Origin of the sequence: Pseudomonas sp. RGB (genome assembly GCF_007713445.1) — a bacterium.
In the GTDB taxonomy this organism is placed as follows: Bacteria; Pseudomonadota; Gammaproteobacteria; order Pseudomonadales; family Pseudomonadaceae; genus Aquipseudomonas.
Window position 1 is genome coordinate 105689 of the sequence record NZ_VMSH01000004.1, and the last position, 13487, is coordinate 119175.

The following is a 13487-nucleotide window of genomic DNA, read 5'->3' on the forward strand; positions in this document are numbered from 1 at the left end:
CAACGTGATGTGGGAAGGCGCCAGCCGTTCCCACATGAGCTACACGTCGCCTGATAACCTGAGGTCAGGCCCGCAGGGACAGCGGCGGCACAAAACACTCCAGCTCAGCTTCGACGGCTTCGATGATGCGCTCTACATCGGCGGCATTCATCACGGTGGCACAGGGAATGCCGGCAATCGCGATCAACGTTTCGCCGCTGCTGCGATCAAACAGGCGGGCGACCATGCTGCCGGGGGCGTCCATGCTGCCCTCAAACCCCATCGGATGAAAATGCCAGCGCATCAGCTGGCAAGCGTTGGGAAATGTCACTTTATTCATGTTGCCCACCTTCTTCATTGAGCGCTTCCTTTAGCTCGCGGCAGGGGCCATGACCGTCACTGGTCAGGGCATCGAAGAAGTTCAAAATAGCACCCGTTCGCAAGCGCAAGGTGACTTTTTTGGGCCCGTTGGGCAGTTCTTTTTCAATACCTTGATGTGGGTCATCTCCTACTACAAACTAGGCAAAAGGCCATTATTCAGAAGCGCCAATTGACCATTGAAGGCTGCCCTGAAATTCGGCACTCTCCAGGGTTTACCCGCAACCGAGCCGCCCATGCCGCAGAACGCTCCGGACGACGATTGCCAACACACCCAAGCCACGGGCGATCTGGTGCTGCGTCACCACCTGTGCTGGCGCCATCGCGATCTGGATGGCGTGATGTCCTATTACCATCCGGACATCCAGTACCACGACTTCTTCCAGAACCGCGTCATCGGCTACGCCGAACTGCGTGACTACCTGCAAGCCAGCATGCCGCGTGGCGCCGATGAAGCCATTGAGCACACCGACCGCATTCGTGCCGACGGCGACACCGCGTTCATCCAGTACCGCATCACGTTGCGGGGCGGCCAGGGCCTGGTGTCGTTTCGCACCAGCGAGGCCATCACTGTGCGTGACGGGCTGATCTGGCGGGTCAACGAATACGCGTCACTGGTGCACGAACAGCCAACCCGGGCCATGCGCCCCACGGTCAGCCGCCTGGGTTTGTCGCCCCAGCAATTGGGGCACATGGCCAATGACCTGCAACACTATTTCGAACTCAAGCAGCCCTACCTGGACCCGGAACTGGACCTGCAACGGGTTGCCAAGGAATGCGGCTACAGTCGCAATCAGATTTCCTACCTGTTGAACCAGGTGCTGGGGCAGAGCTTCTACCGCTACGTCAACCAGGCCCGGCTTCAACACTTGCTGGCCGCGCTGTATAACGCCGTGCCGCCGATAAAAGTCGATGACCTGGCGTTCGCCGCCGGTTTCAATTCACTGTCGGCGTTCTACAGTGCCTTTCGCCAGCACACCGGCCAGTCGCCCAAGGCCTACGTCAAACAAATTTCTCTGCGTGCACGCGCGCAAGACAGCCCATAACACCGCGCTCTAGGATCCAGCCTATCGAAACGAGGTAGGGGAGCTTGGCATGCCGGCATGGCGCAATATCAGTTTATGGATGGACCAGCTGGACGACCCGCTGCGGGCGCGGCCGGCCTTGGAGCATGACCTGGACGTCAACGTGGCCATCATCGGTGCCGGCTACACAGGCCTGTGGACGGCCTATTACCTGAAACGCCAGGCACCCGAGCTGAAAATTGCAATTATCGAAGCGCAAACCGCAGGTTTTGGCGCCTCTGGCCGCAACGGCGGCTGGCTGATGGGCAATTTGCTCGGCGAAGATCGCCTGCTCGCCGGGCTTGACCCGCAACAACGCCGCGCCTCCTTTGACCTGCTGCACGGCATTCCCGATGAAGTGGCGCGGGTGCTGGCCCGTGAGGGCATTGACTGCGACTACCGCAAGGGCGGCGCGCTGTACTGCGCCGCGCGCTACCCCGAGCAGGAAGGCAGCCTGCGCCGCTACCTCGAAAAACTCTACGCCCAAGGGCTGACAGCAGACGATTACCGCTGGCTGAGCCCGCAACAGCTGGCCGAACAGATCCGTATCGCCAAACCCTATGGCGGCATCTACGCGCCGCATGTGGCGACGATCAACCCGGCCAAACTGGTGCGTGGCCTGGCGCGCGTCGTGGAGAGCATGGGCGTCACCCTCTACGAAAACAGCCCGGTCACCCATTGGCAGTCCGGCAGCCTGCGCACCGCCAAGGCGGGAGTGCGGGCCGCTTGGGTGGTGCCGGCGGTGGAGGGCTATGCCACCACGCTGCCGCCGCTGGGTCGCTATCAGTTGCCGGTACAGAGCCTGATTGTCGCCACCGAGCCGCTGCCCGCCAGCACCTGGGATGAAATCGGCTTGAGCCACGGCCAGGCATTCGGCGAAAGCAGCCGCCAGGTCACGTACGGCCAGCGTTCGGCCGACAACCGCCTGGTGTTCGGCGCGCGGGGCGGTTACCAGTTCGCCGGTAAATTGCGCCACAACTTCGACCTGACCGACAGCGAAGTGGAACTGCGTCGCTACCTGTTTGGCGAACTTTTCCCGCAGCTGAAGAAGGTTCGGATTACCCACTCGTGGGGCGGCAACCTCGGCATGTCACGTAACTTCCGACCGCACATGCTGTGTGACCACAAGACCGGCATCGCGCTGTCCGGTGGTTACGGCGGGGAGGGCGTAGGCGCCAGCAACCTGGGTGGCCGCACCCTGGCTGACTTGATCCTGGGCCTCGATACGCCGCTGACCACCCAGCCTTGGGTGATTCGCGAACGTGGCCTGGACGCGCTCAAGGCCTGGGAGCCCGAGCCGTGCCGCTGGCTGGGCTACAACGCGATCATTCGCAGTTTCGTCCATGAAGACCAGGTATTGGCCAACCCCAATACCGCGCCTTGGCGCCGCAAGTTGGCGACCGGCGTGGCCGGGTTCATGGAAGGCTTCATGCACTAAGACGTTTCACTCACACGGGAAAACCCATGAGCATCACTCACTTCAAAGACACGCTGAATGCCCACTTGCCGGACTCCTCACCGGTGGCCGTGCCCTTGGGCGAGCCCATCGCCGTGGCCTCCACCTTGAGTGTGGAACGCGACGACGGCGTCGAAACCGGCATCTGGGCGTGCACGCCAGGGCGCTGGCGTCGGCAGATCAAATCCCAGGAGTTTTGCCAATTTATCCAGGGCCGCTGCACCTTCACGCCCGATAACGGTGAAGTCGTCCACATACAAGCCGGTGATGCACTGATGTTGCCGGCCAACAGCACCGGAGTCTGGGATATCCAGGAAACCGTGCGCAAGACCTATGTATTGATTCTGTAACGCTTTGATCCTTGATCGCCTGCCATAAAAACAGCCCTAAAACCGCCAGGAAATCGAACCATGAAAGCCATTGCCCTGTTGCCCTTGATGTTGGTGGCCACTATCAGCCAGGCCGCCGAGACGGTGAAGATCTACAACTGGTCGGACTACATCGCGCCGGATACCACCAAGCACTTCCAGCAAGAGACCGGCATCGGTTTCACTTACGACGTGTACGACAGCAACGAAACCCTCGACGGCAAGTTGATGACCGGCAAATCCGGGTATGACGTGGTGTTTCCGTCCAACCACTTCATGGCCCGGCAAATCCAGGGCGGCGCCCTCAAAAAGCTCGACAAGAGCCAGTTGCCGAACTGGAAAAACCTCAACCCGGTGCTGCTCAAGGCCCTGGAAAACAACGACCCGGGCAACCAGCACGGCTTCCCGTACCTGTGGGGCAGCACGGGCATCGGCTACAACATCGACAAGGTCAAGGCCGTGCTGGGCGACAACGCCCCGGTGGATTCCTGGGACCTGATTTTCAAGCCGGAGAATATGGCCAAGCTGCAAAAATGCGGCGTGGCGATCCTCGACAACGGCCCGGAACTGCTGCCGGCGGCGCTTAACTACCTGGGCCTGCCACACCACAGCAAAAAGCCCGAGGGCTACAAGAAAGCTGAAGACCTGCTGATGAAAGTGCGGCCGTACGTGGCGTATTTCCACTCTTCGAAGTACACCGCTGACCTGGCCAATGGCGACATCTGCGTGGCCGTCGGCTTCTCCGGCGACATCCTGCAAGCCGAAAGCCGCGCCAAGGAAGCCAAGAACGGCGTGAACATCGGCTACAACATTCCCAAAGAAGGCGCCGCCATCTGGTTCGACATGGTCGCCATGCCGGCCGACGCGCCTGACGAAAAGGCCGGCTATGCGTTCATGAACTACCTGCTGCGCCCGGAAGTGATGGCCAGCATCACCAACTACGTGCACTACGCCAACGGCAACGCCGCCGCCGACAGCCTGGTGGACCCGGCGATCAAAGCCGACACCAAGGTGTACCCGAGCCCGGAAATGATGGGCAAGCTGTTTGCACTCGAAGCAATGCCGCTGAACATCGACCGGGTTCGTACGCGGGTGTGGAACACCATTCGTACCGGGCGATAGGCTTAGCTGCTGTGGCGAGGGGTTGTTGTGAGAAGCGGGCTCCCTGTGTCGAGCGGGCCCGTTGTGGCGAGCGGGCTTACTGTGGCGAGCGGGCTTGCCCCGCGTTGGGCTGCGAAGCGGCCCCAAAACCTGCCGCTGAGGACTGCCTGATACACCGCATTCATCCCAACTGGGGCCGCTTCGCGCCCCAACGCGGGGCAAGCCCGCTCGCCACAGCAAGCCTGCTCACCACAGTAACCCTGCCAGCCACAACAACCCGGCTCATCACAACCGCGCATGCAGTCAGGGGTGTTCCAAATCGTGCCCCAGCGACTGGATAAATAGCGAAAACAGCTCCGGCTGTGACGAGATATCCAGCTTCGCGTACAGGTGTCGCCGGTGCACCTTCACGGTGTCCGGCGAGATCTTCAGGCGTTCGGCCATGGCCTTGGACGAGAACCCGCGCAGCACCAGGCGCGCCACTTCCAGCTCCCGCTCCGAGAGCACGCCACTGCCGAAATGGCTCAGCGCATCCCGGATCTGGCTGTCCATCGCCGGCGCGCGTTGGGTACTTTGCTGCCAATGCTGGTGCATCAACGGCAACACCCAGGCTGCCAGCATCGTCATCAACCCGGTTTCCTCAACGCTGAACCGCCGCTGCATGCCCAGCGATAACGACAAGGTCCCCGTACCCGGGACTTGCAGGATGAACTGCACCTCGTCTTCCAGCACGTTGTCGTGGAAGTAGTTGAGGAAGTATTCACTCTGGCGGAAATGATCCGGCGCGACTTCCTCCAGGCGATACACACCACTGGCATAACCCTCGCGGCAGGCCTGGTAAAACGGGTCGAGCAAGTACAGGCCATTGAGGTACACCAGCATCGACGCCGGTTTACTGCTGGGCTGGGCGTCGTATTCTTCCAGGGCCTGGGGCGGGCCGTCGGCAGGATAGAAAATCGCCAGCGCGTTATCGAACGGCAGGCATTGGTGTAGCAACAGCACCAGTTGCTTCCAGAACCGCTCGGTGCCGATATGCGCGACGGTGCGGCCCAGGCCTGCGTGCATGCCGACCTCTCTGAACAGGCTCATCTCACAGGCTCCCACCCTCAAAATATCGGCCAAGGGTTCGGCTTTTAGCGCGTACCGTCAAGGGGAGTACGCCAATAGGGGAATTGGCCTGCCTACACGCAGCGTTTACTTTCTCGACCATCCAGTGGGAAACATATCCCGCAAACGCCAGACCTTTCGTTTCTGCCTCACATCAAAAACAACGACAGAGGATAACGATATGAGTGCTTCCCCCGCGCCAGACGGCGTGCTCAAACCCACGCTGAGCGTGTTCGATGTGGTCACCATCACCGTTTCTGCGGTGACGCCGGCCAGTTCCGTGTTTGTGATTGCCCCGTTTGCTATCCAGCAAGCGGGCAGTGGTGTGTTCCTGGCGTTTGTGATGGCCGGCTTGCTCGCCTTGATGTTCGCCTTCTGCTACGCGGAGCTGGGCCGCGCGCACAACAGTGCCGGTGGCGAATACGTCTACGCCAAGCGGGTGTTTGGCGGCATGGCCGGCTACGCGACCTTCCTGACCGTGCTGGTGATGCTGCTGTTTATCCCACCGGTGTTGGCCACTGGCGCGGCGACCTACCTGAACAATGCTCTGGGCACGCAGTTCGATTCGCAAACCGTCGCCCTGGTCATCGTGGTGTGCAGCTACGCGCTGGGCATCCTCAATATCAAGCTCAACGCCTGGATCACCGGCACCTGCCTGCTGCTGGAAATCGCCGCGTTGCTGGTGATTGTGTGCATCGGCTTCGGCAACCCGGTGCAGCCGGCCAGCGTGTTGTTCCAGCCGCAAATCGTCGAAAACGGCGTGCTGCACCTGGCGCCGTGGGGCTTGGTGATCGGCGCGGTCGGTATCGGCTTGTTTTCGTACAACGGTTACGGCCCCGCCGTGTTGTTGGCTGAAGACATGAAGTGTGGCGGCAAAGGCGTGCACAAGGCGGTGCTGTGGTCACTGGGGCTGGTGGTGGTGATCGAACTGGTGCCCATCACCGCGCTGTTGATCGGCGCGCCGTCGTTGAGTGCGATGATCAGCAGCCCGGACCCGATCGGCTACCTGCTGACCAGCCACGGCAATGAAACGCTGTCGCGGCTGGTCAGTGCGGGGATCTTCCTCTCAGTGTTCAACGCGATTGTCGCCATCGTCATCCAGATTGGCCGCGTGGTGTTCAGCAGCGGCCGCGATGCGCTGTGGACGCCGCGCATCAACACACTGTTCACGCGCATTCACCCGCGCTGGGATTCGCCGTGGCTGGCAACCTTGTTCCTGGCCATCCCGTCGGCGCTGTTGAGTTTCAGCTCCAACTTGGCGGACCTCACATCCTTCAGCGTGTTACTGATCATATTGGTGTACCTGGCGGTGGCCTTGTGCGCGCTGATGAGCCGGGTGCTGCTGCGTGATCGCGAGCATCCTTATCGCATGCCGTTATGGCCGCTGCCGGCGGTGTTGGCCGTGCTGGGCGCAGGTTACCTGCTGGTGACCTTGATCTACGCGGCGTCGGTGCGCGACATCATGATCATCATCGGCTTGCTCGCACTGTCGGTCATTTTTTATTGCATCAGTGGCCGGTTGAGTCCGGCGTATCAAAAATTGTAAGGAGTGGGTATGCGTGCACGTCAATTGGGCATCACGTTGGGGCTGGGCACGCCCGGCGAATTGAATGCGATCACCGATGTGCCGGGCGTTCGGGTCGGCCACAGTACGCTCAAGGCGTGTATCGACGGCAAACAAGTGCGTACCGGTGTCACCGTGATCCAGCCGCGCGAAGGCGAGGCGCGGCACCAGCCGTGCTTCGCCGGGTATCACGTACTCAACGGCAATGGCGATGCCACCGGCCTTGAATGGATCAGCGAAGCGGGATTGCTGACCACGCCCGTGGCCATCACCAACACTCACAGCATCGGCGTGGTGCGTGACACCTTGATCGCCCTGGAGCGTGAGCGCCTGGCGGACCCGGCGGTGTATTGGTGTATGCCGGTGGTGATGGAAACCTACGACGGGCTGCTCAATGACATCTGGGGCCAGCACGTCGAGCCCGAGCATGTGCGCGAGGCGCTGGATAGCGCCCAAGGCGGCGCGGTGCAGGAAGGTGCGGTGGGTGGTGGCACCGGGATGATCTGCCATGAGTTCAAGGGCGGCATCGGCACCGCCTCGCGGCGATTGCCGGCCGAGCGGGGCGGCTGGACCGTCGGCGCGCTGGTGCAGGCCAACCATGGCAAGCGCCAGGAGCTGCGGGTGGACGGTTACCCGGTTGGCCGCCACTTGATGGGCATTGCTTCGCCGTTTGCCGCGCGTGGCACGCCGGGCATGGGCTCGATTGTGGTGATCATCGCCACCGACGCGCCCTTGCTGCCGCACCAATGCCAGCGCCTGGCGCAACGCGCCTCGATTGGTATTGCGCGCACCGGCGGTGGCACCGAGGATTCCAGTGGCGACCTGTTCCTGGCATTCGCCACCGGCAACCGCGATCTGCCGCCAGCCGATTACGGGCGCGAAGGCTCGCCACTGAGCACGGCGTTGCAGATGGTCAACAACGATCACATCTCACCGCTGTTCACGGCCGCGGCAGAAGCGGTGGAGGAGGCGATCATCAACGCCATGCTGGCCGGCGAGGACATGACCACCGAGGACGGCGTCAGGGTGCCCGGCCTGGCGGACGAGACCTTATTGACCGCACTAAACAAGTGCGGTTGGAGCGTGTCCCCGTAATAGGGGACAACTCTAATTAATTATCTAAGTAGTGGCTCTTTAATGTCGCCAATGACACCGTGACAATATATTGGATCCATTATTCAAGTGCGCCACTCAAGTTGAGCGGCTTTACTGCTATTTAATATTTAAATACCACTCGGGCCGGCGCTTTTGCGCAAACGCAGTTGTCCCCAATAAACACTGCCTGCGACTTCCTTAACTTGAATCCACGTCACATTTTCATCGCGGAAATATTTGTAGACGAAAGATTTCAAGTTGTGTCAGTTTCGATACGCCTTCAAAAGAGGCGAGTGATAGGACGATCTCGCCCGCGGGGTTCCTATCGACCAAAGACTGATGCACTTGCAAACAAGGAAGTACGTTTATGTCAAAAGTAAAAGACAAAGCTATTGTTTCTGCCGCGCAAGCCAGCACTGCTTACTCGCAAATCGATAGCTTCAGCCATCTGTATGACCGTGGCGGCAACCTCACGGTGAATGGCAAACCGTCCTTTTCCGTGGACCAGGCAGCGGACCACCTGCTGCGCGATGGCGCCTCGTACAAGGATGTGAATCACAACGGCAAGATCGATCTGACCTACACCTTCCTCACCTCGGCTTCCTCGGCCACCCTGAACAAACATGGGATCTCCGGGTTCAGCCAGTTCAACGCCCAGCAGAAAGCACAGGCCGTACTGGCCATGCAATCCTGGTCGGATGTCGCCAACGTGAGCTTTACCGAAAGCGCCTCGGGCGGTGACACGCACATGACCTTCGGCAACTACAGCGGTGGCCAGGATGGCGCGGCTGCCTTCGCTTATCTGCCCGGCACCGGCGCAGGCTACGACGGCACCTCGTGGTACCTGACCAACAGCAGCTACACGCCGAACAAGACCCCGGACGTGAACAACTACGGCCGGCAGACCCTGACCCACGAAATCGGCCATACCCTGGGCCTGGCTCACCCTGGCGACTACAACGCCGGGACCGGCAACCCTTCGTACAAAGACGCGGACTATGGACAGGACACGCGTGGCTACAGCGTCATGAGTTACTGGAGCGAAAGCAACACCAACCAGAACTTCACTAAAGGCGGCGTCGAAGCTTACGCTTCAGGCCCGCTGATCGACGACATTGCCGCGATCCAGAAGCTCTACGGTGCCAACTACAGCACCCGCGCCGGCGACACCACCTACGGTTTCAACTCCAACACCGGGCGTGATTTCTACAGCGCGACTTCCAATGCCGACAAGCTGGTGTTCTCGGTATGGGACGGTGGCGGCAACGACACCCTGGACTTCTCCGGTTTTACCCAGAACCAGAAGATCAACCTCAATGAGGCCTCGTTCTCCGACGTTGGCGGCCTGGTGGGCAACGTGTCCATCGCCAAGGGCGTCACGGTCGAGAACGCCTTCGGCGGTTCGGGCAACGACCTGATCATTGGTAACAACGCAGCCAACCTCATCAAGGGCGGTGCCGGCAACGACATCATCTACGGCGGTGGCGGTGCGGACCAACTGTGGGGCGGCGCCGGCAACGATACCTTCGTGTACGGTGCCAGTTCCGATTCCAAGCCGGGTGCTGCTGACAAGATCTTCGACTTCACCTCGGGTTCGGACAAGATCGACCTGTCCGGTATCACCAAAGGTGCAGGCTTGAGCTTCGTCAACGCATTTACCGGGCATGCCGGCGATGCTGTACTCAGCTATGCCTCGGGTACCAACCTGGGCACCTTGGCCGTGGACTTCTCCGGGCACGGCGTGGCGGATTTCCTCGTCACCACCGTTGGCCAGGCTGCGGTCAGCGACATCGTAGCGTGATGTAAAGCGCGCGGCGCTCCGGCGCCGCGCTCTATGATGGAGCAGCACATGCCGCGTTTTTCTCATTTGATCGCCTGTGCTTCACAGGTGTTGTTCGTGTCGGCAGGAGCCCACGCAATGGCTAGCAGTCTTGTTTTACCCACCACCGCCCAGTTGGCCGGCCACTGGCAGTTGCACCAGCAGGATCAAGTGTGCGCGTTGGACCTGTTGGACCAGCCTAACGCGCTGGCCGGCGATGTGGCGTGCGCCGCGCAATGGCTGGGCGATAAGCCGCTGACCTGGTTGCCGACCCCGGATGGCATCTGGCTGATGAACGCCCAGGGCACGGGCATTATCCATTTGAACCGTGAAAAAGACGGCGAATATAAAGGGCAGACGCCTTCAATCCCCGAAGTTGTCCTGCAACGAACACCTTAATTAACAGTTATAAGCATATAACCCGATTTTAATAGTTGGCCGCCCTAGTGTGGGGCCTGGGCAACTAGTGCGCGTAATTCGCTTCAGGGAAGATCAGAAGATATGGCGAAGTCCCATGCGGTTGCGCCCTTATTCAGGGTGTTGGGTGAATACAAGAGTATTTTGATCAGCATCGGCTGTTTTACCGCATTGATTAACCTGTTGATGCTGGTGCCGTCGATTTACATGCTGCAAGTGTACGACCGTGTGTTGTCCTCCCAGAATGAAACCACCCTGGTGATGTTGACGTTGATGGTCGTCGGCTTCTTTGCGTTTATCGGCACGCTGGAAGTCGTTCGCAGTTTTATCGTGATCCGGATCGGCAGCCAGTTGGAGCGGCGCTTCAACTTGCGCGTCTACAAAGCCGCCTTTGAACGCAACCTGCAGCGCGGTCAGGGGCACGCCGGGCAATCCCTTGGCGACCTGACCGTGATCCGCCAATTCATCACGGGGCCTGCGCTGTTCGCGTTCTTTGATGCGCCGTGGTTTCCCATCTACCTGTTCGTGATTTTCCTCTTCAACGTGTGGCTTGGCGTGCTGGCAACGGCGGGCGCGGTACTGCTGATCGCGCTGGCGTGCCTGAATGAATACCTGACCAAAAAACCGCTGGGCGAGGCGGGCGCGTTTTCCCAGCAATCGACCCAGTTGGCCACCAGCCATTTGCACAACGCCGAGACGATCCAGGCCATGGGCATGCTCGGCGCGTTGCGCAAGCGCTGGTTCGCGGTGCATTCGCAATTTCTTGGCTATCAGAACAAGGCCAGCGACACCGGCTCGGTGATCACCTCGCTGAGCAAGTCCTTTCGCCTGTGCCTGCAATCACTGGTGCTGGGCTTGGGCGCCTTTCTGGTGATCAAGGGCGACATGACGGCCGGGATGATGATCGCCGGTTCCATCCTCATGGGCCGCGTGCTCAGCCCCATCGACCAACTGATTGCGGTGTGGAAGCAGTGGAGTTCGGCCAAGTTGGCTTACCAGCGGCTTGACGAATTGCTGCGCGAATTCCCGCCGGAAGTCGAACACATGGCGCTGCCGGCGCCCAACGGCCAGGTCAGTTTCGAACAAGTCAGCGCGGGCCCGCCCGGGCGGCGCGTGCCGACCCTGCATCAGGTCAGTTTCAACCTCGGTGCGGGCGAAGTGCTTGGCGTGCTTGGCGCGTCGGGTTCGGGCAAATCCACCCTGGCCCGCGTGCTGGTGGGTGTGTGGCCAACCCTGGCCGGCACAGTGCGCCTGGACGGCGCCGATATCCATCGTTGGGACCGCGACGACCTCGGTCCCCATATCGGTTACTTGCCCCAGGACATCGAACTGTTCAGCGGCAGCATCGCCGACAACATTGCACGGTTTCGCGACGCCGACCCGGAACGGGTGGTGCAGGCCGCGCAACAAGCCGGTGTGCATGAGCTGATCCTGCGCCTGCCACAGGGTTACGACACGGTGCTGGGCGACAACGGCGGCGGCCTGTCCGGTGGCCAGAAGCAACGCGTGGCCCTGGCCCGCGCGCTCTACGGCGGGCCGCGCTTGATCGTACTGGATGAACCCAACTCCAATCTCGACACCGTCGGCGAAGCCGCGCTGGCCAGTGCCATCGTGCAGATGAAAGCCCAGGGCAGCAGCGTGGTGCTGGTGACGCACCGGTCCTCGGCGCTGGCCCAGGCCGATAAGTTGCTGGTGCTCAACGAAGGCCGTTTGCAGGCCTTCGGCCCCAGCCAGGAAGTGCTGCGCGCCTTGTCGGGCCAGCAGCAGGAAGCACCACGAGAAAAGGCCGGCGTGAGCCTCAGCCGTCAGTACCAAGCCGGAAGGAATCCAGGCGCATGAGCAGCCTTACATTTGAGCAACGAGATGCCGGTTTTTTCGTAAAAATGGGTTGGCTGCTGACCATCGTCGGCGCCGGCGGCTTCTTTCTCTGGGCCAGCCTGGCGCCTCTGGACCAAGGCATCCCGGTGCAAGGCACGGTGGTGGTGTCGGGCAAGCGCAAAGCCGTGCAAACCTTCAGCCCCGGCGTGGTCAGCCGGATTCTGGTGAAGGAGGGCGAGGCGGTCAAACAAGGCCAGCCGCTGTTTCGCCTCGACCAGACCCAGAACCAGGCCGACGTGCAATCCCTGCAAGCCCAGTACCGCATGGCCTGGGCCAGCGTGGCGCGCTGGCAGAGCGAGCGCGATAACCGCTCCAGCATCACCTTTCCGGCCGAGTTGAGCGCCAACCCCGATCCGGCGCTGGCCCTGGTGCTGGAAGGCCAACGCCAACTGTTCAGCAGCCGCCGCGAGGCGTTTTCCCGTGAGCAAGCCGGGATTCGCGCGAATATCGACGGTGCCACTTCGCAACTCAATGGCATGCGCCGTGCCCGCAGCGACTTGTCCGCCCAGGCCCAATCCCTGCGCGACCAACTGGCCAACCTGCAACCCTTGGCCGACAACGGCTATATCCCGCGCAATCGCTTGCTCGATTACCAGCGCCAACTGTCCCAGGTACAACAGGACCTGGCGCAGAACGCCGGCGAAAGCGGCCGCGTGGAGCAGGGCATTCTTGAATCACGGCTCAAGTTGCAGCAGCACAGCGAGGAATATCAAAAGGAAGTGCGCAGCCAACTGGCCGACGCCCAACTGCGCAGCCTGACCCTGGAGCAGCAGCTCACCTCGGCCGGCTTCGACCTGCAGCACAGTGAAATCAACGCACCGGCCGATGGCATTGCGGTCAACCTCAGCGTGCACACCGAAGGCGCCGTGGTGCGTGCCGGTGAAACCCTGCTGGAAATCGTGCCCCAGGGCACACGCCTGGAAGTCGAAGGGCGTTTGCCGGTGAACCTGGTCGACAAGGTCGGCACGCACTTGCCGGTGGATATCCTGTTCACGGCCTTCAACCAGAGCCGCACCCCGCGCGTGCCGGGCGAAGTCAGCCTGATTTCTGCCGACCAGATGCTTGATGAAAAAACCGGCCAGCCGTACTACGTGCTGCGCACCACGGTGAGCGAGGCCGCACTGGAAAAACTCCATGGCCTGGTGATCAAGCCGGGCATGCCTGCCGAGATGTTCGTGCGCACCGGCGAGCGCTCGTTGCTCAATTACCTGTTCAAGCCGCTGCTGGATCGCGCCGGCTCCGCGCTGACCGAGGAATGAGC

12 protein-coding genes are annotated in these 13487 nt (G+C 61.1%); 10 read left to right on the top strand and 2 right to left on the bottom strand.

Annotation, left to right across the window (positions count from 1 at the left end; genetic code table 11):
• Positions 1–64: 64 nt before the first annotated feature.
• On the bottom strand, positions 65–337 hold the full coding sequence (locus FPT15_RS10220) for a DUF1652 domain-containing protein (protein ID WP_145160542.1): 273 nt from the start codon (positions 335–337) through the stop codon (positions 65–67).
• A 256-nt stretch (positions 338–593) separates the two neighbouring features.
• Here FPT15_RS10220 and FPT15_RS10225 point away from each other — a divergent pair, with 256 nt between their 5' ends.
• From FPT15_RS10225 to FPT15_RS10240, 4 genes are read left to right on the top strand one after another with little or no spacing between them, the layout of a single operon-like run.
• Positions 594–1403: an AraC family transcriptional regulator gene (locus FPT15_RS10225; protein ID WP_145160544.1), complete on the top strand. Its 810-nt coding sequence runs from the start codon at positions 594–596 to the stop codon at positions 1401–1403.
• A 49-nt stretch (positions 1404–1452) separates the two neighbouring features.
• The gene (locus tag FPT15_RS10230) at positions 1453–2859 is read left to right on the top strand and encodes an FAD-binding oxidoreductase (protein WP_145160546.1); all 1407 of its coding nucleotides are present in this window, start codon (positions 1453–1455) and stop codon (positions 2857–2859) included.
• Between the two features lie 26 nt (positions 2860–2885).
• Complete coding sequence (locus FPT15_RS10235) at positions 2886–3227, top strand: cupin domain-containing protein (protein WP_145160548.1); 342 nt, start codon at positions 2886–2888, stop codon at positions 3225–3227.
• A gap of 60 nt (positions 3228–3287) precedes the next feature.
• Positions 3288–4367: a polyamine ABC transporter substrate-binding protein gene (locus FPT15_RS10240; RefSeq protein WP_145160550.1), complete on the top strand. Its 1080-nt coding sequence runs from the start codon at positions 3288–3290 to the stop codon at positions 4365–4367.
• 282 nt (positions 4368–4649) lie between these two features.
• Here FPT15_RS10240 and FPT15_RS10245 read toward each other — a convergent pair whose 3' ends face one another.
• Complete coding sequence (locus tag FPT15_RS10245; RefSeq protein ID WP_145160552.1) at positions 4650–5435, bottom strand: helix-turn-helix transcriptional regulator; 786 nt, start codon at positions 5433–5435, stop codon at positions 4650–4652.
• Between the two features lie 199 nt (positions 5436–5634).
• Between FPT15_RS10245 and FPT15_RS10250 the strand changes: the two genes are divergently transcribed.
• From FPT15_RS10250 to FPT15_RS10275, 6 genes are all read left to right on the top strand, one after another.
• Positions 5635–6999 (top strand): APC family permease, encoded by a 1365-nt coding sequence (locus tag FPT15_RS10250; RefSeq protein ID WP_145160554.1) that lies wholly within the window; start codon positions 5635–5637, stop codon positions 6997–6999.
• A 9-nt stretch (positions 7000–7008) separates the two neighbouring features.
• On the top strand, positions 7009–8112 hold the full coding sequence (locus tag FPT15_RS10255; RefSeq protein WP_145160556.1) for a P1 family peptidase: 1104 nt from the start codon (positions 7009–7011) through the stop codon (positions 8110–8112).
• Positions 8113–8479: 367 nt separating this feature from the next.
• Positions 8480–9913, top strand: coding sequence for a serralysin family metalloprotease (locus tag FPT15_RS10260; RefSeq protein WP_106578104.1), 1434 nt, complete (start codon positions 8480–8482; stop codon positions 9911–9913).
• A gap of 48 nt (positions 9914–9961) precedes the next feature.
• A complete protein-coding gene (locus tag FPT15_RS10265) occupies positions 9962–10330 on the top strand; it encodes a protease inhibitor Inh/omp19 family protein (RefSeq protein WP_106578105.1) in 369 nt (122 codons plus the stop codon).
• A 102-nt stretch (positions 10331–10432) separates the two neighbouring features.
• A complete protein-coding gene (locus tag FPT15_RS10270; protein ID WP_145160558.1) occupies positions 10433–12187 on the top strand; it encodes a type I secretion system permease/ATPase in 1755 nt (584 codons plus the stop codon).
• Positions 12184–13485: an HlyD family type I secretion periplasmic adaptor subunit gene (locus FPT15_RS10275; RefSeq protein ID WP_145160560.1), complete on the top strand. Its 1302-nt coding sequence runs from the start codon at positions 12184–12186 to the stop codon at positions 13483–13485. Before FPT15_RS10270 ends, FPT15_RS10275 begins: the two co-directional genes overlap by 4 nt.
• Positions 13486–13487: the final 2 nt, after the last annotated feature.